This is a genomic window from Rhodococcus sp. C26F (genome assembly GCF_053345925.1).
This window is the reverse complement of record NZ_JBKFBA010000002.1, coordinates 31,146-52,283: the sequence shown is the minus strand read 5'-3', so window position 1 is coordinate 52,283 and position 21,138 is coordinate 31,146. Positions and strand designations below refer to the sequence as shown.

At 69.8% G+C, this 21,138-nt stretch carries 20 protein-coding genes; 13 read left to right on the top strand and 7 right to left on the bottom strand.

Features of this window, described 5'->3' with window-relative positions:
* The first annotated feature begins 104 nt into the window (after positions 1-104).
* The 3 genes from ACLBYD_RS03325 (at position 105) to ACLBYD_RS03315 (ending at position 3,261) form a co-directional block, all read left to right on the top strand.
* Positions 105-1,685, top strand: coding sequence for an alpha/beta hydrolase (locus ACLBYD_RS03325; protein WP_447815397.1), 1,581 nt, complete (start codon positions 105-107; stop codon positions 1,683-1,685).
* Positions 1,682-2,176, top strand: coding sequence for an LppA family lipoprotein (locus ACLBYD_RS03320; RefSeq protein WP_447815396.1), 495 nt, complete (start codon positions 1,682-1,684; stop codon positions 2,174-2,176). Before ACLBYD_RS03325 ends, ACLBYD_RS03320 begins: the two co-directional genes overlap by 4 nt.
* Before the next feature lie 83 nt (positions 2,177-2,259).
* Positions 2,260-3,261 carry a hypothetical protein gene (locus ACLBYD_RS03315; protein WP_447815395.1) on the top strand — a complete coding sequence of 334 codons (1,002 nt, stop codon included), beginning with the start codon at positions 2,260-2,262 and terminating at the stop codon, positions 3,259-3,261.
* 24 nt (positions 3,262-3,285) lie between these two features.
* Here ACLBYD_RS03315 and ACLBYD_RS03310 read toward each other — a convergent pair whose 3' ends face one another.
* Positions 3,286-4,245, bottom strand: a complete 960-nt coding sequence (locus ACLBYD_RS03310) for a glycerate kinase family protein (protein ID WP_447815394.1) — start codon at positions 4,243-4,245, stop codon at positions 3,286-3,288.
* A complete protein-coding gene (locus ACLBYD_RS03305; RefSeq protein ID WP_447815659.1) occupies positions 4,242-5,147 on the bottom strand; it encodes a hydroxymethylglutaryl-CoA lyase in 906 nt (301 codons plus the stop codon). The genes ACLBYD_RS03310 and ACLBYD_RS03305 overlap by 4 nt, the downstream gene beginning before the upstream one ends.
* Positions 5,148-5,356: 209 nt before the next feature.
* On the opposite strand from ACLBYD_RS03305, the gene ACLBYD_RS03300 reads away from it, so the two are divergent.
* The 8 genes from ACLBYD_RS03300 to ACLBYD_RS03265 all read left to right on the top strand — a co-directional run bounded on the left by ACLBYD_RS03300 (position 5,357) and on the right by ACLBYD_RS03265 (position 15,035).
* Positions 5,357-5,554, top strand: a complete 198-nt coding sequence (locus ACLBYD_RS03300) for a hypothetical protein (protein WP_059382923.1) — start codon at positions 5,357-5,359, stop codon at positions 5,552-5,554.
* A gap of 240 nt (positions 5,555-5,794) precedes the next feature.
* Positions 5,795-7,870, top strand: a complete 2,076-nt coding sequence (locus tag ACLBYD_RS03295) for a hypothetical protein (RefSeq protein WP_447815393.1) — start codon at positions 5,795-5,797, stop codon at positions 7,868-7,870.
* A 48-nt stretch (positions 7,871-7,918) separates the two neighbouring features.
* On the top strand, positions 7,919-8,869 hold the full coding sequence (locus tag ACLBYD_RS03290; protein WP_447815392.1) for a hypothetical protein: 951 nt from the start codon (positions 7,919-7,921) through the stop codon (positions 8,867-8,869).
* Positions 8,870-8,964: 95 nt separating this feature from the next.
* The gene (locus tag ACLBYD_RS03285; RefSeq protein WP_447815391.1) at positions 8,965-9,327 is read left to right on the top strand and encodes a PadR family transcriptional regulator; all 363 of its coding nucleotides are present in this window, start codon (positions 8,965-8,967) and stop codon (positions 9,325-9,327) included.
* The gene (locus tag ACLBYD_RS03280; protein WP_447815390.1) at positions 9,327-10,679 is read left to right on the top strand and encodes a permease prefix domain 1-containing protein; all 1,353 of its coding nucleotides are present in this window, start codon (positions 9,327-9,329) and stop codon (positions 10,677-10,679) included. Before ACLBYD_RS03285 ends, ACLBYD_RS03280 begins: the two co-directional genes overlap by 1 nt.
* A gap of 30 nt (positions 10,680-10,709) precedes the next feature.
* Positions 10,710-11,642 carry a LysR family transcriptional regulator gene (locus tag ACLBYD_RS03275; RefSeq protein WP_254584001.1) on the top strand — a complete coding sequence of 311 codons (933 nt, stop codon included), beginning with the start codon at positions 10,710-10,712 and terminating at the stop codon, positions 11,640-11,642.
* Positions 11,643-11,796: 154 nt separating this feature from the next.
* Complete coding sequence (locus tag ACLBYD_RS03270) at positions 11,797-13,134, top strand: MFS transporter (RefSeq protein WP_447815389.1); 1,338 nt, start codon at positions 11,797-11,799, stop codon at positions 13,132-13,134.
* A 2-nt stretch (positions 13,135-13,136) separates the two neighbouring features.
* A complete protein-coding gene (locus ACLBYD_RS03265; protein WP_447815388.1) occupies positions 13,137-15,035 on the top strand; it encodes an FAD-dependent monooxygenase in 1,899 nt (632 codons plus the stop codon).
* Positions 15,036-15,096: 61 nt separating this feature from the next.
* Here the strand turns inward: ACLBYD_RS03265 and ACLBYD_RS03260 are convergent, their stop codons facing one another.
* The 5 genes from ACLBYD_RS03260 to lhgO all read right to left on the bottom strand — a co-directional run bounded on the left by ACLBYD_RS03260 (position 15,097) and on the right by lhgO (position 19,562).
* Complete coding sequence (locus ACLBYD_RS03260) at positions 15,097-15,756, bottom strand: response regulator (protein ID WP_033097335.1); 660 nt, start codon at positions 15,754-15,756, stop codon at positions 15,097-15,099.
* A gap of 13 nt (positions 15,757-15,769) precedes the next feature.
* Positions 15,770-16,942, bottom strand: a complete 1,173-nt coding sequence (locus ACLBYD_RS03255; RefSeq protein ID WP_254584004.1) for a sensor histidine kinase — start codon at positions 16,940-16,942, stop codon at positions 15,770-15,772.
* A 10-nt stretch (positions 16,943-16,952) separates the two neighbouring features.
* Entirely contained in the window at positions 16,953-17,537 is a 585-nt protein-coding gene (locus tag ACLBYD_RS03250) for a DUF1772 domain-containing protein (protein WP_006553945.1), read from the bottom strand.
* An 80-nt stretch (positions 17,538-17,617) separates the two neighbouring features.
* Positions 17,618-18,277 (bottom strand): SDR family oxidoreductase, encoded by a 660-nt coding sequence (locus ACLBYD_RS03245; protein WP_006553946.1) that lies wholly within the window; start codon positions 18,275-18,277, stop codon positions 17,618-17,620.
* Positions 18,278-18,365: 88 nt separating this feature from the next.
* Positions 18,366-19,562 (bottom strand): L-2-hydroxyglutarate oxidase, encoded by a 1,197-nt coding sequence (lhgO, locus tag ACLBYD_RS03240; RefSeq protein ID WP_447815658.1) that lies wholly within the window; start codon positions 19,560-19,562, stop codon positions 18,366-18,368.
* Between the two features lie 210 nt (positions 19,563-19,772).
* Between lhgO and ACLBYD_RS03235 the strand changes: the two genes are divergently transcribed.
* Positions 19,773-20,573 carry a DUF5602 domain-containing protein gene (locus ACLBYD_RS03235; protein ID WP_447815387.1) on the top strand — a complete coding sequence of 267 codons (801 nt, stop codon included), beginning with the start codon at positions 19,773-19,775 and terminating at the stop codon, positions 20,571-20,573.
* Positions 20,574-20,645: 72 nt separating this feature from the next.
* Positions 20,646-21,101: an SRPBCC family protein gene (locus ACLBYD_RS03230; protein ID WP_447815386.1), complete on the top strand. Its 456-nt coding sequence runs from the start codon at positions 20,646-20,648 to the stop codon at positions 21,099-21,101.
* Positions 21,102-21,138 lie beyond the last annotated feature (37 nt).

The following is a 21,138-nucleotide window of genomic DNA, read 5'->3' as shown; positions in this document are numbered from 1 at the left end:
AAGTGCCTGTGGGACACGAGTTGTCCACAGGCAGTGGAGTTGTCCACAGCGACNTCGTCGTCGGTGCCCCTTATGCTTCCGCGGCAGGGGGTGGGGGTGTGCAGGTGGACGATCTGGCGGGGTGGGATCCGGATGCGCTCGAGCGCACGGCGACCGAGCTCGCGGCATGTGCCGACGCCGTCGACGCCGTGGCCGGCGACGTCGCGCGGTCGGCGTCCTTCGGCGACGCCTGGAGCGGTGCGGCGCATGACGGAGCGACGTCCGCATTCGCCTCGTACGGGCGGGATCTCGCGGCACAGGCCGAGTCGTATCGGCGCGTGTCCGCGTGTGCGCGGTTCGTCGTGCCGCGACTGCGGGCACTGCACGCCGAACTGGGCGAGCTGCAGACCAGGGCCGCCGCGCGGGGTTTCCCGCTCGACGCCGACGAACTGCTCGCGGCGTCGCTGCGATCGCTGCTCGTCCGTGCCGATGGGCTCGACCGCGAGGCCGCCGCTCGCCTGAGTGTCGAATCCGAGCCGCCGGGAACGGTTCTCGGCGAACAGGATCGCCTACACACCGCGATCGCGCGGTCCGGATCGACGACGCTGCCGGCCCTGCCGGATCCGGCCACCGATCCCGTGCAGGTCGCGCAGTGGTGGAACGGGCTCGACGACACGGCACGCACCGCGCTGGTCGCCGAACATCCCGAACGGATCGGCGCCCTCGACGGACTACCCGCTGCGGCTCGCGATCTCGCCAATCGTGCCCTGCTCGACGACGAACGTCGCCGCCTCCAATCCGTGGCGACGCAACTGCGGGCCGAGCTCGACGCAATCTTCCTCGGTGGCAGCGTGATCGACCGTCTCGGCGTCACCGGACTGTTCACCGACGCCGATGCCGGGCTCGAACAGACAGAGCGGAAGATCGAGGCCCTCGACGCGATCGACGCGACCCTCGCCCACGGCGACCGGCAACTGATCGCCCTCGACCTGTCCGGACGCGAAGCGATGGCGGCGGTGGCCGTCGGGGACGTCGACACCGCCGACCACCTGGCCGTCTTCGTCCCCGGCGCAGGTTCCACCGTGCAGGGCAATCTGCAGGGCTACGACACGCAGGTCGCGGCGCTGCGCGACGCCGCTCGGCTCCACCTCACCGGCGGCGATCCCTCCGTCGCGGCGGTCACCTGGCTGAACTACCAGGCGCCCCACTGGGGATGGGGTCTCGCGTTCACCGAGCGCAGTCCGGTCTCCGACCTCGCCGCCCGGATCGCCGCGCCTCGCCTGGTCGACTTCCTCGACGGCATCGCGGCCTCGCGCCCCGACGACCCGCGTATCACCACGGTCGGGCATTCCTACGGGGCCGTCGTCTCCGGTCTGGCGCTGAGGGAGACCGGTGCGGTCGATGCCGCGGTGTTCGTCGGGGCTCCGGGGATCGGGACCGGCGACGTGACCGACCTGCGGATCCCACCCGGCTCCGCCTATCTCGTCGAAGCCGAATGCGACATCGTCGCCGACGTCGGAACCTTCGGTGGCGACCCGAGCTTCCTCGACGGCGTGACGCATCTTCCCGCCGGTCCCGGCACCACCACCGCCGGAGTCCCGCTCGTGGGCATCACCGGCCACAGTTCGTATCTCACCCCCGGAACGTCGAGTTCCCACCACATCGCCGGTGTCGTCGCGGGCACCGCAGAACGGAGTACGCCGTGACCTCTGCGTGGAGTTCCCGGCTCGGGGCGTGCGTCGTCCTGCCGGCATCACTGCTCGCCGCGTGCACCACCATGGTGACACCGGTCGCGATGCCCGAACCGGTCGCCACGACCAGCGCGGGCGCGGTCGAGTTCTACACCGCCGTGCAGCGCGACGTCCTCACCGCACTGTCCGCCGAGTTCCCCGGCGTGCGCTTCGAACCGAAGTACGCGAGCACCACGGCGGGATGCACGCTGCCCGACGGCACCTCGGGCCTGACGGTGCATCTTCCGATCCACGGCTCGGGACGGCCGGTGCCGGTCGACGAACTCGACCGCGCGGCCAGGGTCTTCGAGGACACCGCCGCGCGGGCGGGCTTCCACGGTCGTCATGTGCTGCCTCCGGACACCGGTTTCGCCGTCCGGATGTTCGCGTCCGACGGCTCGTACATCACCTTCGGCAGTTACGTCGCCGCGACCGTCGGACTCACCGTCGGTTGTTACCGGGAGTAGGCCCGGATGTCGGTTAGGCTCGTCCGAGCGACGGCCGCTCGGGCCGTCGTGATTCGTGCTGGCAGCCGTGGAGGGACGAACAGATGCGCCCGATGCTCGGCATCTCCGTCGACGACGGTGAAGTGTGCGCGGTCCTTGTCGATGCCGACGTTCCGAGTCTCGGTCCGTTCGACTCCCAGCGGGGCTTCGGCGCACCCGGGGACACACCGGCCGAGGCCGCCGCCGCTGCCGCCTCCGCCATGGCGGAACGTGCCGCCGCGGCGTCGCTGACTTTGTCCGCAGCCGCGGTGGTGACCGGTCCCGAGAACGACGATGACGCCGAACCGGTCACCGAGGCCGTACGGGCCGTACTCGGTATCGACGTCGACTCGGTCCTGCTCGACGAAGCGCGACTGGCCTTCCTCGCCGGCGCACCCGAACTCGCGGAACTGCCAGTCCTGGCCCTGCACACCCGCACCTACGGCGTCGAATCCGCATCGATGGTCGACGTCCCCTCGCGCACGGTGCTGTCCACGGTGAGTCCCGACGGCGACGAGTTCGGTCCCTACACACAGTCCCTGCCCGAGGCGATGGACGAAGCGGTCGCCCGCGCCGGCACCTCGCCCGACGCCGTGGTGTTCCTCGATCTGCGTCCCGGCGACGCCCGTCCGGCTCGAGAACTCGCCACCGTCCTCGGTGTTCCCTTCGTGACTCCGCACGGGGTGCCCTGGCACCGCGCGACCGGCGCCGCGCTCGTCGCAGCCGCCCGCCGTACCCCGACGGTCGTCGCCGCGCCCACGAACCGTCGTCGCGGCACCGTCCTGCTGGCCACGCTCGTCGCGCTCGTCGCCCTGCTGGGTGGGGGACTGGCCGTCGCGGTGAGCAGCGGCGTGCAAGCGGAACGCTCCGCGCCCGGACTGCAGACCGCCGTGGCGCCCCCGCCGTCGCCGGTGCCGTCGCCCGACCGCACACCCGTCGCCGACCCGTGCTCCGAGGCGCGACCGGCATCGTGGCCGGCCCACGCGTCCGATCCGGTCGACCCCGTGCCGACGCCCGAGACGCCCACCGAGATTCCCTGCGGCAGCGCACCTCCCACCGCTCCGTGATCGGCCGGTGATCGGACGCATTTCTCAGGTGCGCAGTGCCCGACCGGCGCGCGTCAGCGCTTCCGCATCGGATGCGACGACGACATCGGCGAACCGCTCGCGGTAATCGCCGAGGTCGTCGCCGACCGAACCGACCACCGCGACCACCGGAACGTCGCCGCAGCGCGCGAGGATCGCCGAGACGATCTTGCCCGCCCGCGACTGGCCGTCGAGCCGTCCCTCGCCGACCACCACGAGATCGGCGGTGCGCACGGCGTCGTCGAATCCCACTGCGTCGAGCACGAAGTCGGCTCCCGACCGCAGTTCTGCACCGAACCGCGACCACATCCCACCGGAGAAACCCCCGGCCGCTCCAGAGCCGTCGACCTCCCGCGGGTCGCGGGGGAGTGTCAGCGCCGTCTCTTCGAGGCGGCGCGTGAGCAGCGCGACGGCCGCCGCGTCGGCGCCCTTCTGCGGCCCGAAGATCCGTGCCGCATCGGTGTAGCGGGTCGTCACGTCGGACAGCACGGTGACGCGGGCGTCGCCGAGGCCACCCCGCTCGTCGATCGCGGCGATCGCACCCGCACCACCGTCGGTCGTCGCCGACCCACCGGCCGCGACGACGATGTGCCGTGCTCCGCGCCGGACGGCTTCGGCCATGACCATCCCGGTGCCGTAGGTGTCGGCGGTGACGGCGTCGCGCGGACCGTCGTGCGGAGTGGTGATGCCGCTCGCCGTCGCGAGTTCGACGACCGCAGTGCCGTCCGCCGACATCCCCAGCAGCCCGCGGCACGGTGCCCGCCACGGGTTCACGGCCTCGACCTCGATCCGGGCGAGACCGAGCGGCCCGGCGAGCGCGTCGAGGGTGCCCTCGCCACCGTCCGCGACGGGCATCCGGATCGCGGTGTGCCCGGCGCTCTCCACCCCGGAGGCGATCGCGTCGGCGACCTCGTCGGCGGTGTAGGTGCCCTTGAAGCTGTCGGGGGCGATCAGGATGTGGGTCACCGGAGCACCCAGTCGAAGGCCTCGGCCTCGGAGCGGGCGCCCTGCCGGGCGCGCGACCGGTTCGGTTCGTCCAGTTCGGCGACGATGTCCTCGCCGAGGCGGACCAGAGAGCCGAAGACCTCCGGATCCAGCCACGACGGACGGGTCGCGAACAGCAGGTCCTCGCTCGCGGTGTTGCCGCTCGCGCCCGGTGCGAACGGGCATCCGCCCAGGCCGGCGAGCGCGCCGTCGACGACGGTCGCCCCGGCGTCGATTGCGGCGAGGCTGTTGGCGACGCCGAGACCCCACGTGTCGTGACCGTGGTAGACGATCCGCCGGTCGGCGGATTCGGCGGCCAGCCTCGCGACCAGCGACGACACCTGGCCGGGCACGGCCTGACCCAGGGTGTCGGCGACGACGATGTCGGCGGCCCCGTCCGTGCGCGGGTCGCACGCGATCTCCACGACCCGGTCGGGGTCGACCGGCCCGTCGAACGGGCACGTGAACGACGTGGCCAGGCACAACTGGATGCTGCCGCCGGCGGCGTGGGTGCGTTCGATCGCCGCCGGCATCGCGGCGATGCTGTCCTCGGTGTCGCGGCCGATGTTGGCGCGGTTGTGGGCGTCGGAGACGGAGAAGCAGTACTGGAACCGGCGGGCACCGGCCGCGATCGCCTTCTCGACGTGGCGCGGCGTGGCGACCCAGATCCAGCAGCGGTCGAGTTCCTCCTCGGTCAGCGCCGCCACGACGTCGAGGGTGTTCGCCATCGGCGGCACGAGGTCGGCGCGCGCCAGGGACCCGATCTCGAGTTCGGGCACGCCCGCTGCCAGCAGCGCCCGGACGATCTCCACCTTGCGTTCGGTGGGGAGCAGCTTGCCGGTCAGTTGCAGTCCGTCGCGCAGCGTCACGTCGCGCAGGATCACGTCCGTGCGTGCTCGGTCACTCGTCGGTCCCGCCACTGTTTCCGCCTCCCCGTCGTGTTCCTGCCGCCCCCACCGTCTCGAACCGCACCAGTATGCCCCGGTCACCGTGCGGGCACGATCCGTCGACACACCGATGGACTTTCGCGAGGACTGTGACAGATGACACTATCCTCACCGTTCTGATCGTGACTTGCCGGAAGGTGCGGGAAATGGCTTCGGTCCTGGGAAAAGTACTGCTCTGGATCGCTCTGCTGGGGGGACTGGCCGGGGCAGTGATCGCCGTGTGGGCGCTGCACGTGAACGGGCTGGTGGCCTCGCTCATCGTCGCGTCGGTGACGGGACTCGTCCTGCTGCGGCTGCGTCCGGAGGCGCGTGACGACTCCGACTCCGACATTGCGCTCACCTGAGCGGTCGACATTGCGCTCACCTGAGCGGTCGACATCGCGATCACCTGAGCGGTCGACATCGCGATCACCTGAGCGGTCGACACCGCCCTCACCTGACGGGAAACAGGACGTTCGGACTGTAGGGTGAGAACCGGCGTCCGGGTCGAGGGCGCCTCGCGTGGACGCGCTGCACGAGCGCGGCGTCGACGCCGGAGAGGGGGCCCGCGGCCTCCGCCGGGCGTGGAAGAGGAGCAACGGTCAGTGTCGCTGTGGTCTCGTGCCTTGTCGTCGGACGAACTCGACAGTCGTCGCTGGGTGGATCTGATGCCGTGGATCGACCGCTACGGATCGGCCCGCACCGCCGCCCTCGGGGCACTCGTGTCGTCGTCCCGCTGGTGGGAGAACGAGTCGCCCGCCGAGACCTGCGAGCACACCGAGATCCCCGAACTGTGCGCCGAACTCGCCCACATCTACGTCACCGACCACCCGGAGCTGCGCTTCGCGGACGGTCTGCTGCGTGAGGACGAAGTGCCCGTGGCCGCACTCGATCTCGGTCCGGCCGCCGCGACCCTCGTCGCGCGCCTCCCGCACGCACCCACCACCGCCGAGCTGTTCAGTCGCAGTCCGGCCGACCTGCTCGGGATCCGCGGCGCCGACCGCGACGCGGTGGAGGAGATCGTCTGCGCCGCGCTCGTCACGACGGCGCTCCGCGAACCGGCCACCCTCGAAGCCGATCCGCGTGCCGCGCGGGTGCCCGCCGCGGCACTGCTCCTCGACGACCTGGCGGCGCTGGCGCGGTGGAGTCGCGTGTGCGGCCGGGATGATGCGCCTCTCCTGCAGGCCGTGATCGACGACGGCGCGCCGGAGGAGATCCAGGACGCCGCGGCCCGGCTGCGGGCACTCACCGCCCGCGACCTGCCGGTGGCGGCGCCGGCCGACCCGATCGCCGAGCTCACCGACTACCTGAAGGGATTGCCCGACGCGGAACGCACGGCCCTGCGGCGCCGCGTCCACGACGACGTCGACGACCCGGCCGCGCCGTCCACCTTCCCGTTCGGCACGGCGGTCGGCGACCTGCTCGCGGCGCTGCGCGTCGACGTGCGGCCGGTGGCGGCCTTCGACCGGATGGTGCGCACCCACCCGGTGCTGGGCCGGACCGTCCCGGGCTTCGACGTGCCCTTGTGGCGGGTGTTGCATCGTCTCGACGACCGTTTCGAGGTCGCGGACGGGTGGATCGCGGTACCGGATCTGCCCGACGCCGAGAAGCAGACCCGCGGACTGCTCTCGGAGTTCGAATCACCGAACGGTGTGGTCGAGCCCGCCGCGGTGAAGGCCGTGTGGTCGCTTCCCGACGACGAGTTCGAGGCGTGGACCCGGTACTGCGGCACGACGACCTTCGAAGGCCGTCTGCTGTCCCCGCCGGACGGGCTCGCTGGCCGCGCCGCTCAGGTCCTCGAGGTGCTCGGCGACCCGTTGACCGCCGACACGCTCGTCGCGCGCATGGGGGTCAACGCCGACGTCCACACCCTCGTCTCCGAACTCGCCGACGACGAGCGCTTCACGTCCGACGGTGAACGCTGGGCGCTGGCCGAGTGGGACGTCGACGTGGTCACCGCCATCCGCACCCGCATCGCACGGCTGGTCGATTCCCGCGGCGGAAGTGCCGATCGCGACATGGTGGTCTCCGCGCTCGTCGACCGGTTCGGCATCTCCGAGGATTCCGCCCGGACGTTCACGGCCGGAGGAGATTTCGAGGTCGTCGACGGCCGTGTCCGGCGTCGTCACCGCTCGCACGTCCCGATCGCCGTGCCCGAGCGCACGCGCCGCCTCTACCGGCTGGGCGAGGCCTGGCGTCTGCGCATCCCCGCGACCCGCGACCACCTGCGGGGAGCCGAGTTCACGGTTCCGTCCGCCGTCGCCGCGATCGCCGGGTGCGCGCCGGGTGGGCACGTGGTGCTCCCGTCCCGTCTGGGCGGCCAGACCCTGCGCTGGACGGGACCGGTGCCGCGTCTGTCCTCGATCCGCCGGTTCCTCGAGGACGTCGGGGTGGAGGAGGACAACGAGCTGCTGCTCGAGGTCCGCACCGACGGCCGGTTCGACGTCCTGCCGCTGCGCACCGTCGCCGACAACGCCGAACCGCTGCGCAAGGCGCTCTCGCTCATCGGCCACACCGAACCGGAGACCGTCCCCGAGGAGCGGATCGCGTCGGCGTTGGCGTCCGCTCTCGGCCTCGACGGGGAGTCGCGCCCGCGCCGGATCCTGTCGGCCTACCGGGCCCGCAGGGAGACCGAAGTGGTGGCCCTGCTCGAACAGGCGTGGGTGCGCGTCCCGAACTGAGCCGGAGGACGTGATGCATCCGGCCCTCGGACGTAGCACGATTGGGGAATGGCCGACACGTCGAAACCCACCGCTGCAGTCCCCACCGCCCCCGACGCGGTCCTCGAGGCGTTGCGGGGAGCAGTCGCGTCGGTGGAGGCCGCCGTCGTGCGTCTCGAAGGCGACGATGCGGCGCCCGGAACCGTCGACCGCGTGCTCGACTTGGCCGGGGCGGAGCCGGCCGGCGACATCGTCGCGACCCACAATGCTCTGACCAGGGCGGCATCGATCGTCGACCACACGGGCGGTCTGCCCGACCGGGACTGGCAGTCGATCGCCGACCTCGGTGAGGTCCTCGCCCGGACGGTGACGCGTCTGCGCGGGCACGTCTCGTCGTCGCTCGACGATCTCGGACTCGACGCGGCGGTGGGTGAGCACGTCGAACTGCTGCAGAAGGTCGCGGTGGAGGAGGCGCTGGGGGAGGCGCTGCAGTTGCTCGTGATCGTCGAGGACTGCCTGTTCCTGTGGCATCGCGTGCATCTGGCGCGCACACCCGACGACGAACTGCGCGACGCGCTGGCCTCTGCCCGCCAGGTCCTGGCCGACCACTTCACGCAGGACGCCGAACTGTTGCGCCGCGCCCGTGCCGCGCTCGCCCGGTTCGCGGAGGGCACCCCGATCGAGGTCGTCCGACGCCTGTCGTCGGGACGGACGACGAAGGTGCTCGCGGGTCTGCGTCAGGACTTCGACGACTTCCGGTGGGCGTGCCGTGCCGACGAGGCGGGTTGGCTCGACGACGAGAACCCGGTGATCGCCGAGGCCCTGGACTCGATGAGCAGTCCGCTCAAGGCGGTCGGGGGAGTCCTCGGCGACGTGTTCGAACGCGGCCGGGCGCGGGTGACGGAGACGTGGAGTCGCACCGACGCTTCGGAATCTGCCGCTTCGGGATCTGCGGATTCCGGATCGACCGACTCCGGCTCCGACGAATCCACAACCGCCGGATCCGACGACCGGCAGTAGACGCCACCGCACCACTTCGCGGAGAGCGCTCGGTCCTCATACCTAGATCTGCTAGGGTCACCGTTACCCATAGAACTTCTAGGTATGAGGACGACATGTTCATCGAGAAGGATCTGGTGGCCGCGTCCGCCACCCCGCTCGCCCTCGGCATCCTCGCCGAGGGCGAGTCGTACGGGTACGCGATCATCAAGCGCGTCAACGAGCTGTCGCAGGGCCGGATGCAGTGGACCGACGGGATGCTCTATCCCCTCCTGCACCGTCTCGAGCGGGCCGGGCACGTGTCCGCCACCTGGCGTGTCGCCGACAACGGGCGACGCCGCAAGCACTACGCCATCACCGACGCGGGCCGCGAGGTCCTCGCCGAACGGGCGGCGCAGTGGACGGTCGTCGCCGAGGCCCTGCACCAGGTCTGGCAGTCGGCCCAGTTGCCTCCCGCCGTCGCGCCGGGGTGGTCGTGATGACACTCGACGCACATCTCGAGGACCGGATCGCCGGCTGGCGCAACTACGTCGCCGACCATCGGGTCATCTCGTCCTCGGACATCGACGAGATGGAAGATCATCTGCGGGAACAGATCTCGGACCTCGTGTCGGTCGGACTGACGGCCGACGAGGCATTCCTCGTCGCGGTCGGCCGGATGGGTGGTCTCGACGAGGTCTCCCGCGAGTTCGCCCAGGAACACTCCGACCGGCTGTGGAAGCAGCTCGTCCTCACCGGTGGCGGTCGCGGTGAGGAATCCGGAACCCCGCGTCGCCGTAGGGAACTCGCGGTCGTCCTCGCTTGCGCGCTCGGTGCCGGTCTGGCCGTCCGGGCCGGATTCGAGTGGCTCTCCGAAAACGCACTGGTGCGCAACGCCGCCGTGCTCGTGCTGCCCTTCCTCACGCTGTATTTCGCGTGGAAGCGGGAGATGAGCCCGAAGAGCAGTGCGCTCCTTGCCGTTCCGTTCGTCCTCGTGGCGATCGTGCTCAACGTCTTCCCGTTCGAACCGGGCGGCGCCACCGAGATCATCGCGGCGATCCACGCCCCGGTGGTCCTGTGGTTCGTCGTCGGTGCGGCCTATGTCGCAGGGCAGTGGCGATCCCATCGCCGTCGCATGGACTTCGTGCGCTTCACCGGGGAGTTCGCCGTGTACCTGGCGCTGCTCGCGCTCGGCGGCGGCGTGCTCATGGGGCTGACCGCGGGTGCCTTCAGCGCCCTGGGGATCGATATCGAACCGTTCTTCGAACAGTGGATCGTCCCGTTCGGGCCGGCCGGAGCGATCGTCGTCGCGGCCTGGCTCGTCGAGGCGAAGCAGCAGGTCGTGGAGAACATCGCTCCCGTTCTCACCCGGGTCTTCACGCCCATCACGATCCTCATGCTGGTCGCGCTGTTCGTCGCGGTGATCGCGTCCCACAGCGTCGTCGACGTCGACCGGGGCCTGCTGATCCTCATGGACCTGATCCTCGTGCTCGTCCTGGGGCTCCTGCTCTACTCGATCTCCGCCCGCGACCCGCACGCCGCGCCGGACGTCTTCGATCTGCTGCAGGTCGTGCTGATCGCCGCGGCGCTCGCCGTCGACCTGCTGATGCTCACCGCGATGGCCACCCGCATCGCCGAGTTCGGCTTCACCGCCAACAAGGTCACCGCCCTCGGTCTGAACCTCGTCCTCCTGGTGAACCTGGTGTGGGCGGCGTGGCTCGGCATCTCGTTCCTGCGGGGCCGTTCCGGTTTCGCGGCCGTCGAGCGGTGGCAGATGCGCTACCTGCCCGTCTACTGCGGGTGGGCGGCACTGGCGGTCGTCGCGATCCCGCCGCTCTTCCGGTTCGTGTGAGCGCTCTCGACGCGGGACTACGGTAGGACCATGCCCAGGACGGACGCGGTGCCCACGTACACGATGAGGCAACTCGCGGCGTTCGTCGCCGTCGCCGAGTGGGGCACCATCACCGCGGCCGCCGACGCGATGCACATGTCCCACTCGGCGCTCTCGTCCGCGATCACCGACCTGGAGAAGGCCCTCGCGGTCAAGCTCCTCGTCCGGCAACGCGCACGGGGCGTCAAGCTCACACCGACCGGTCACGCGGTGCTCGAGCGGGCGAAGATGCTGCTGCACCACGCGAGCGAACTCGAGAGCGACGCGCGGTCGGAGGCGGGCGACATCGTCGGTCCGGTGGCGGTGGGGTGTTATCTCTCCCTCGCGCCGACGCTGTTGCCCGCCCTCATCGCCGAGTTCACCCGCGCCCACCCGCGTGCCGACGTCGACTTCCGCGAGGACACCCAGAACCGTCTGCGGATGCTGCTCGACTCGCACGAGCTCGACGTGGCCTTCCTGTACGACCTCGATCTCGAACCGGGACTCGAGACGGTCACCCTCGACGTGCGTGAGCCGATGGTGCTCGTCTCGGCCGATCATCCGCTCGCCGGGGCCTCGCAGGTACGCCTGCGCGACCTCGCCGACGAGCCGATGGTGCTCCTCGACGCCCCGCCGAGTTCGGGGCACGCCCTGCGGGTGTGCGCGGAGGCCGGCTTCACCCCGTCCATCGCGTACCGGACGCAGACCTTCGAGACGGCGCGGTCGTTCGTGGGGCGCGGACTGGGCTGGACCCTGCTCGTGCAGCGACCCGCCGTCGACGTCACCTACGAGGGCCGGAAACTCGTCCTGCTACCCGTCGTCGATCCGACTCCGGAACCCGTGCCGGTCGTGCTCGCGTGGCGCAAGGACGCCCTTCCGAGCCGTGTTGCCCAAACTTTCGCGGACTTCGTCGTCGACGTCGCGAGGACCTCGCAGGCACTCTGACGTGGCCGAACGGCCCCATCCACGGAATTTCCGGGGATATTCACCGACTTTGTGCGCTTTGCAAACGATGTGACCGCTCTCATGATTGGTCCCACTGCGTCCGAACGCTCGTTAATCGGATGCCTCGGATCGACCGCCGGAGAGGGCACTGAACATGACAGTCCTTGACTCGACGCCGCAGACGTCGGCAAGAGCCGCACGCAAAGCCGCGCTCGGCAGCTTCGTCGGTACCGCCATCGAGTGGTACGACTTCTTCATCTACGGCACCGCCGCGGCGCTCGTGCTCGGCCCGCAGTTCTTCCCCGGCTCGTCCGAGGTCGCCGGGACCCTGGCCGCCTTCGCCACGCTCGCCGTCGGCTTCATCGCCCGTCCCATCGGCGGCGTCGTGATGGGTCACTTCGGCGACCGCATCGGCCGCAAGTCCATGCTCGTCGTCTCGCTGCTACTCATGGGCTTCGCGACCGTGGCGATCGGCGTGCTCCCGAACTACGCGGCCATCGGCGTCGCGGCTCCCATCCTGCTCGTCGCCCTGCGGTTCATCCAGGGTCTCGGCGTCGGCGGTGAGTGGGGCGGAGCGGTGCTCGTCGCCACCGAGAACGCCCCGGCCGGCAAGCGCGGCCTCTACGGCGCGGCACCGCAGATCGGTGTGCCGGCGGGTGTGCTCCTCGCGAACCTCGTCTACCTGCCGCTGACCGCCTTGCTCAGCGAGGAGACGTTCAACGCGTGGGGTTGGCGCATCCCGTTCCTCGCCTCGGCGGTGCTCGTCTTCGTCGCCATGTGGATCCGCCTGGGTCTCGAGGAGAGCGCGGAGTTCAAGGCCGCCAAGGACGCCCCCGCGGCCGAGGAGAAGCTGCCGATCCTCGAGGTGCTCACCCAGCACTGGAAGACCGTGCTGCTCGCCGGTGGCACCTTCATCGCCACCAACGGCATCGCCTACGCCTACATGGTCTACGTCCTCAAGTACGGCGAGGCCACGCTCGGGTTCAGCAAGACCACGATGCTCGCGCTGCTCATCGCCTCGTGCCCGTTCTGGATGGCCGGTATGGCCTTCGCGGCCTGGCGCTCGGATCTCGTCGGACGCCGCACCGTCTACATCCGGTCCTCGGCCGGCCTGGTCGTCGCCGCCGCCCTGTTCTTCCCCCTGATGGACACGGCGCTCCTGCCGGTCATGCTCCTCGCGATGGTCGGCCTCGGCTTCACCCTCGGCTGCTGCGCCGGTCCGCAGTCGGCGCTGTTCGCCGAACTGTTCCCTGCCAAGATCCGCTACAGCGGTGCGTCGCTCGGCTACCAGGTCGGCGCGATCCTCGGCGGCGGTCTCGCACCGATGGTGGCGACCTCACTGTTCGCCGCGACGGGCACCTCGATGTCCATCACCGGCTACTTCGTGCTGATCGCGCTGATCAGCCTCATGAGCATCCTGCTGCTGCGCGTGCCGTCCGCCGGACACGCGAACACCACCGACTCCCGCCGTTCTCCCGAGGAAGGTGCCTGATCATGTCGACCTACTACCAGCCGCCCAAGTACCCCGCGTCGGAGTTCGAGTCGATGACTCCCGCCGACGAGACGCTGCCCGTCGTCGTGGTCGGTGCCGGACCGGTCGGCATGGCCGTCGCCCTCGGACTGGCCCAGCGCGGTGTGCCCGTCACCATCCTCGAAGCCGCCGATCAAGTGTCCTTCGGCTCGCGCGCCATCTGCATCTCGCGCCACAGCCTCGAGGCCGCCGCCCGCCTCGGCTTCGGCGAGGAACTCGAGAAGATCGTGCTGCCGTGGGTCGGTGGTCGCAGCTTCTACCGCGACCAGCAGGTCCTGCACTTCCAGATGCCGCAGCGTGACTTCGACGTCCGCCCGCCCATGATCAACGTCTCCCAGTCGGAGTTCGAACAGATCATGGTCGACACCATCGAGCAGAACCCGCTCATCACCCTGCACTGGCAGGCACCGATCGCCGGGATCCTGCGCGGCGAGGACGAGGTCACCCTCGAGGTCGACACCGCCGCCGGCAAGCGGCACCTGCGCGCACGCTGGGTCGTCGCCGCCGACGGTGGCCGCAGCCGCATGCGCGAACTCGCCGGCCTGCGTCTGCAGGGCACCAGCTACGAGGGCCGCTACGTCATCGCCGACATCCACTGGGAGTCCGATCTCCCCGCCGAGCGCATGGTCTGGTTCGACCCGCCGAGCAACCCCGGATCGACGATCATCATGCACAAGCAGCCCGGCAACATCTGGCGCATCGACTACCAGCTCGATCCGTCCGAGGACGCCGAGATCGAGACGCAGGAGGAGGCGATCCGCGCCCGCATCGCCAAGCACCTCGACTGGCTGCGCAACGACCTGCCGTGGACCCTCGAGTGGAAGGGCTTCTACAGCGCCCGCGCACTCGCCCTCGACGAGTTCACCCACGACCGTCTCCTCTTCGCCGGTGACGCGGCCCATCTCGTGCCGATCTTCGGTGTACGCGGGCTCAACTCGGGCATGGAGGACGCCGAGACCCTCGCGTGGCAACTCGCCGCGGTCGTGAACGGCAACGCCGAACCCGCCCTGCTGAAGGCGTACTCGTTCGAACGCCACAACGCGTGGGAGCAGAACGTCGCCAACGCCGGCAAGTCCACGCTCATCATGAGCCCCGGCAGCCACGGCTACCGCACCACGCGTGACGCGATCCTCGCGCTCGCCGTGGGACGCCCCGAGTTCGGGCACCTGATCAACCCGCGTCAGTCCAGCGCCACGCACGCTCGACTGTCGCCGCTGACCTGGTCGGTCGCCCCCGGCACCGAAGGTGTGCTCCCGGGCGATCCCGTCGAGGACCGCCGGATCCGCATCGCCGGTCGCGAGACGTCGCTGAACGACGCGCGCGGAACCGGATTCGCCGTGCTCGGAGTCGGTCTCGATGCGGCGGGCTCGGCCGCCCTCGCGAACGCTGCAGCCGGCCTGGCGCAGGCGCTCGCACCCGAGAGCGTCGCGGCCCTGGCCGTCGACAGCGCAGAGGTGGACGGTGTGACGCTCCTCGATGCGCCCGATCTCGTCGAGGTACTCGGCGCGACGGCCGGTGAGGCCTTCGTGATCCGCCCCGACGGTCTGCTGCTGTGCCGTGTGCCGGTCGCCGACCTGGACGGTGTCGCGGCGTCCCTGCGCTCCGGTGCCGCTCCGGCGGGCGCGGAACTCCCGGCCCGGCCTGCCGAGCAGGTCACCGAGGACGACCAGCGTCGCGAGAACGTCTGGCTCGGCCTGTCGACTGCCCTGGATCAGGCCGCCGAGGACGACCGCGAGGGCTTCCTGACACGACTCGCGCTGGTGCTCGGCTCGCAGGTCGACCGCCGGCAGTTCGAGGAGGCCATCGCGGCCGCCGCGGACACCTCGCCGCTGCGCGTGGAGGAACTCGCCCCGCAGGCCTGACCGCCGATACCGCTCGACCATCCGTCCCCGGTAGCCCCCTGCTACCGGGGGCGGACCCCTGTCAGGGATCGGTCGGCGGGACCAATCCCGTGCGGAAGGCGATCGCGACGAGATTCGCCCGGTCCCGCGCCTGGAGCTTCGCGAGAATACGGGTGACATGGGTACGCACTGTCGTGGGACTGATGAACAGCTCGCGTCCGATCTCGTCGTTCGACAGCCCCCGACCGACCTCGGCGAGGATCTCGCGTTCGCGCTCGGTGAGCACACTCAGCATCTCCGTCCCTCGCACCCGGGGACTGCGCGCCGCCGCCTGCATGACACGGCGCGTCACCGTCGGCGAGAGCATCGCCTCGCCGGCCGCGACGGTGCGGACGGCGGTACGCAGTTCCTCGGGGGCCGAGTCCTTCACGAGAAAGCCGGTCGCACCTGCACCGATCGCGTCGAGAATGTTGTCGTCGCTGTCGAAGGTCGTCAGCACCACCACCCGTATCCGGGTCGACGGCGAGGCGCCGAGGATCCGGCGGGTCGCGGTGATCCCGTCCGTCCCCGGCATCCGGATGTCCATGAGCACCACATCGGGTTCCGTACGCTCGACCACTCTCACGGCGTCGTTGCCGTCGGCGGCTTCGCCCACCACCTCGATGTCGTCGGCGCGACCGAGCAGTGCCCGCAGCCCCTCCCGGACGAGGGCCTGGTCGTCGACGATCACCACCCTGATCACGATCGACCTCCTGTCACGATCGACTTCCCGTGGGGATCCGGGCCGACACGAGGAAACCCCCACCGTCCGATCGTCCCGTCTCGATCGTTCCGCCGAGCAGACCGACGCGTTCGCGCATGCCGGCGAGCCCCCAGCCGGCCGAGGCGCCCTGGCTCGGACCCCGACCGTCGTCCTCTACGGCCACGACGAGGACATCGTCCCGAAGTGTCATTCTCACAACCGCTTTCGAGGCATCGGCATGTCGTAGGACGTTGCTCAGCGCCTCCTGCACCACCCGATAGGCGGTCGCGGCCACAACCGATGGAAGGTCGTCGGTCGTTCCGTCGCGGTCGATGCGCACGTCGAGTCCCGCGGCGCGCACCGTGTCGACGAGACGGGGCAGCTGCGCGAGCGACGGTGTCGGGGCGCGGCGGGAATCGTCAGGGGAGCGGAGGGCCTCGACCGTGGCGTGGAGTTCCTCCACCGCACGCGAACAACCGGTGCGTACCGCGGCGAGCGACCGGCGAGCGAGCGGCGGATCGTCCTCGATCGCTTCCGTCGCGACGCCGGCGTGCAACGAGATGACCGAGACGGTGTGCGCGAGCAGGTCGTGGAGGTCGCGGGCGATCTGCACCCGTTCCCGCTCGACCCGCCGGGCGGTTTCGTGCTCGCGTTCGAGCTGTGCTGCCCGTTCCCGCCGGACCATCTCCGCTCGCAGAGCGCGTCGCGACCGGACACTGTCGCCCAGTGCGATGACCGCGGCCATCAGTCCGATCTGCCCTCCCACCTCGAAGCCGAAGAGGTACGCGAGATCGTCGCCCTGCGCCCAGCGCACCCCGGTCGACAACACCGCCAACGTGACGGCCACGGTCACAGCCCAGCGCAGATGTGCCCGCTCGGCAGCCGAGTACAACGCCACCGCCAGCGGAACGGCGAGACCGATCGGCGGCAGCGACAGGCTGTAGTACACGACGAGCGCGACGGCCGTGAAGAGCAATACGCCCACCGGGTGAGTCCGGCGTACGAGGACCGCGCCGGCGACGAGTGCAGCAAAGACGTAGGCGAGTGCCGTCGGTCCCGAGCTGTCGCTCCCGAGATCCGCGACGATCGCCCCGACGAGAACGGCAAGGACCACAGCCGCGAGGAGCACGTCGATCGCGCGGGCCCGGCTTCCGGTGCCGCCGGGGCCGCGAGCGGACCACCACACGTCGGCGACGTTACCGCGCGGACGGCGCGGGCGGCATTCGAACATCGTGTGCGGCCTGCTCCCGTGCGGCACGAGCGAGTGCAGACGAGATCAGCACGCGACGCAGGGCGCCGAACGCGAGTGTCGCGGTGAGTGCACTCATCGCGAGCCGCACACGGTGGCCGGTCACGAACTCCGTGGCCACGCGACGCAGTGTCTCCGCCGAGTGCACCGCGATGCCCTCGTCGAACATGATGGTGTTGCGCGGCCAGAAGTACAGCGCGGAGAACGCGAACTCGCCCAGGAGCAGGACGGTCAGGCTCGCGAGAACCCACCTGCGCGCCGCCCGGTCCCGGCGTACGACGATGAGGGCGGCGAGACCGAGAGCGACCGTGAGTGCTCCCATCGGCGGGAAGAAATCGGCGGGACCGGTCTGCGAGAAGAACCGGACGGCCAGATCGAGAGAGTCCGGCGGAGCGTGGAAGATGTTGGGATACAGAATGATCGTTTCGGCGAGGATGCCCCCGAACGCGATGAGCGCGACCCAGGAATAGGCCGCGCTCACCACGGTTCGAAGGGTGTCGCTTCGGGAGTTCGTGACTCGGAGTGCGGTCATGGGATCGACGTTAGGAGCGGTGGGCTCCGCAAGCGTCCACCCGTGATCGTGATCCGCGTACGACTTCCGACGTACGGGGATTACCGCAGCGCGTCGAGTGCCTCGTCGATCGGGACGTCACCGTTGTTGAACTCGATGGTGCGTCCCACCGTCTCCGGTCGCTCGAGCACCGCTGCGGCGACGGCCGCGACGTCGGCGCGCGAGACCTGCCCCTTGTCGCTCGCCCCGTGCCCCTCGATCTCGATGCGGCCGGTGGGCGGGTCGAGGGTCAGCGCGCTCGGACCGAGGATCGTCCAGTCGAGGTCGGTGCCCCGCAGATGGGTGTCCGCCGCCGACTTGGCCTCGGCATAGGCGTAGAAGCTGTTGTCCTCGGGGACGCCGTGGTCGGGGCGGGCCCCGAAGTACGACACCATCACGTACCGGCGGACCCCGGCCTCCTGCGCGGCGGTCATCGAGGCGATCGCCGCGTCGCGGTCCACCGCGTAGGTGCGTTCGGGATTCCCTCCGCCCGCGCCTGCAGACCAGACCACCGCGTCGTGGCCGCGCAGCAGCTCGGTGATCTCGGCGATGTCCATCTTCTCGACGTCGGCGACGACGGGCGTGCCACCGGCAGCGCGCACATCGTCGGCGTGATCGGGATTGCGGATGAATGCACTGGTCTCGTGACCGGCATCGGCCAGCAGCCGCTCGAGATGCAACGCGACCTTGCCGTGTCCTCCGAAGAGTGCGATTCGTGCCATGGAGACCTCCTTACGATGAAGTGGTTCCCGTGCAGCATGCCCGGAACCGGTCACCGCGAACCGTGACGTCCGCCGCCGGGTGACCCGATCAGGCGATGCGTTCGAGTGCGCGGTCGACGAGATACTCCGCGATCGCCATCGACGAGGTGGCCCCGGGCGACGGGGCGTTGCGCAGGTGCACGACCCGTCCGTGCCCGGTGACGACGAAGTCGTCCTCGAGACCTCCGTCGGAGTTCATCGCCTGGGCGCGGATGCCGCGCGGACCCGGCCGCACGTCGTCGACGGTCAGCCCGGGCATGTACGCGGCCGCATCGGCGACGAACCGCCGAGTGCTGCTCGCGGTGCGCAGTTCCCGGCCCGCTGCGGGCAGGTTGTGGGCGGCGAACCGCCAGAAACCGGGCCAGGCGACGGCATCGCGCAGATCCCGCCACGATCCGCGCCCGCCGCGATAGGCCTCGCGGCCGGGGGAGAGGAAGGCGTTGGGTCCCACCATCACCTCACCGTCGATCCGCCGGGTGAGATGCACACCGAGGAACGGATAGCGGGGATCGGGCACCGGATAGATCAACCCGCGCACCTTCGCCGCCGCGTCGGGTTCGAGCAGCAGATAGTCGCCGAGGAACGGGACGATCCGCGGGTCGCGGGTGTCACCCGAGGTGTGGGCGAGGCGGTCGGACTGCAGTCCCGCGCACGTGATCACCAGGTCGAAGGCCAGTTGATCGCCCGGGATGTCGACGACGACCTGCTCGCCCGCCTCACGGATCGCCGTCACGGCGGTACCGGTCCGCACCGTGCCGCCCGCGGCGACGACGTCGTCCGCGAGCGCGCGGGTGACGGCGACGAAATCGATGATCGCCGTGTGCGGGGAATGAAGGGCTGCGATCCCGACGGCGTGCGGCTCGATCGCGGTGATCTCGTCGGCGCCGATGCGCCTGATGCCGGGGACCCCGTTCGCCGTGGCCCGCGAGAAGATCGCGTCGAGCCGGCCGAGTTCCGATTCGTCGAGGGCGACGACGACCTTGCCGCACTCGTGGTAGGGCAGGCCCTTGTCCGTGGTGAACGTCTGCAACAACTCCACCCCACGCCTGCACAACCGGGCCTTGAGGCTGCCGGGTGTGTAGTAGAGGCCGGCGTGGACGACACCGCTGTTGTGCCCCGTCTGATGCGCGGCGAGCCGGTCCTCCTTCTCGAACAGCGTGACGTCGGCGTCCGTGAGGGCGAGTTGCCGGGCGGTCGCGGCACCGATGATGCCCCCACCGACCACCGCGACGCGAAGGTTGCGAATACTCAAGGGCCGCTCCCTGTTCTCCGCGGATCGTGACGTCTGTCTGCAGTCCGGCGAGTATATGCCGCGACGCTGTGACGACGGGCTCTTCTGTCGGATCGCTCGGCGAAATCCCCCGAGTGAGGGATGGCCGGGGTGACGAACATCGGTCGAGACTGGACCCACGGAATGGAGAGGTTCACCGAGAACCCTCGTCGATCGGATATCACCATGAAGAAACATCGATCATCTCGTTCCATCGCAGTGCTCCTCGCCGCCTGTATTGCCGTGGCGGTCGGTGGCGTGGCGTCGGCAGTACCCACACCTGCCCACCTGCACTTCGGTCAGGCCGTGAGCGTCGGTGACGGAACTGCGCGTGCGTATGCCACGGTCGACGAGAACGGCGCCCCGACCTCCGTCGGTATCCGCTTCTCGCCGGCGGCCCTCGACGGACTGCCCGATGTCGACGGGATGTACATGCTGCACCTGCCCGTTCAGGCATCCGACACGGTGTTCGACCACGTCATGCTGAACTGGAACCCGCGCGGACACGATCCGACCGTGCTGTTCGGGAAGCCCCATTTCGACATGCACTTCTATATGACCGACATGGCGGCGATCGAGGCGATCGACCCGGCCGCACCGGATTACGCCGCTCGCGCGGAACGACTCCCGGACCCGAAGTACATGCCCGGCGACTACGTGACCCCGCCGGGGATGCTCGCGTCCCAACTCGCGGTGCCGTTCATGGGTGTGCACTGGCTCGACATGACGGAAGGAATGGTTCCGGGCGTCTACGACTTCACCGAGACGTTCGTCAACGGTTCGTGGGACGGCGACTACACCTTCATGGAGCCCATGATCACGCGGGAGTGGCTGCTGACCCGTCCCACCATCCGCGAACAGATCAAGTTGCCGGCCGCCTATCAGCACTCGGCCTGGTATCCCACCGTCTACAGCGTCGGATTCGACGAGCAGGCGCAGGAATACGACATCGCCCTCGGAGGGATGGTCCCGCGCCGGGCATCCTGACATATGTCACCGAAAACCATTGCAGTACAGCATGAACAGTACCTACGACACCGATCCGAACGGAGGAAAGTCATGCCCGTAACCGAGGAATCCGTCGTCATCGACAAGCCGGTCGACGAGGTCTTCGCCTTCTTCGCCGACCCGGAGAACGCCCCGGTGTACATGACGAACGTCATGGACTACGAGCTGGTCTCGGGTGAGGGCGGCAAGGAGGGATCCGTCTCGCGCGCCACCGTCAAGGTTGCCGGACGGCGAATCGAACTCACCGAGGAACTGGCCCGCGTCGAGCCCGGCAGAGCCCAGCACCGCCGCAGCGTGAAGAGCCCGATCCGGTACGAGACCGTCTATCGCTTCGAGCCGGTGGAGACGGGAACCCGCGTCACCTTCCACCAGGACACCGAGGACGTCGGGAACTTCTTCGGCAAGTTCACCCAGCCGGTCGTGGAGAAACTGTACGCGCGTGATGTGCGGAACAACCTCGAACACGCGAAACAGCTTCTGGAGGAGGGAGATGCGGTCGAAGGGTGATGCGGAGGATCGACCGGCACCCACCGGGGGTGCCGGT

Coding starts and splice junctions, on each gene's coding strand:
- ACLBYD_RS03280 (WP_447815390.1), top strand. CDS start 9,327: ATGACACTCGACGCACATCTCGAGGACCGGATCGCCGGCTGGCGCAAC.
- ACLBYD_RS03250 (WP_006553945.1), bottom strand. CDS start 17,537: ATGACCGCACTCCGAGTCACGAACTCCCGAAGCGACACCCTTCGAACC.
- ACLBYD_RS03300 (WP_059382923.1), top strand. CDS start 5,357: ATGGCTTCGGTCCTGGGAAAAGTACTGCTCTGGATCGCTCTGCTGGGG.
- ACLBYD_RS03275 (WP_254584001.1), top strand. CDS start 10,710: ATGCCCAGGACGGACGCGGTGCCCACGTACACGATGAGGCAACTCGCG.
- ACLBYD_RS03315 (WP_447815395.1), top strand. CDS start 2,260: ATGCGCCCGATGCTCGGCATCTCCGTCGACGACGGTGAAGTGTGCGCG.
- ACLBYD_RS03235 (WP_447815387.1), top strand. CDS start 19,773: ATGAAGAAACATCGATCATCTCGTTCCATCGCAGTGCTCCTCGCCGCC.
- ACLBYD_RS03285 (WP_447815391.1), top strand. CDS start 8,965: ATGTTCATCGAGAAGGATCTGGTGGCCGCGTCCGCCACCCCGCTCGCC.
- ACLBYD_RS03245 (WP_006553946.1), bottom strand. CDS start 18,277: ATGGCACGAATCGCACTCTTCGGAGGACACGGCAAGGTCGCGTTGCAT.
- ACLBYD_RS03230 (WP_447815386.1), top strand. CDS start 20,646: ATGCCCGTAACCGAGGAATCCGTCGTCATCGACAAGCCGGTCGACGAG.
- ACLBYD_RS03265 (WP_447815388.1), top strand. CDS start 13,137: ATGTCGACCTACTACCAGCCGCCCAAGTACCCCGCGTCGGAGTTCGAG.
- ACLBYD_RS03270 (WP_447815389.1), top strand. CDS start 11,797: ATGACAGTCCTTGACTCGACGCCGCAGACGTCGGCAAGAGCCGCACGC.
- ACLBYD_RS03290 (WP_447815392.1), top strand. CDS start 7,919: ATGGCCGACACGTCGAAACCCACCGCTGCAGTCCCCACCGCCCCCGAC.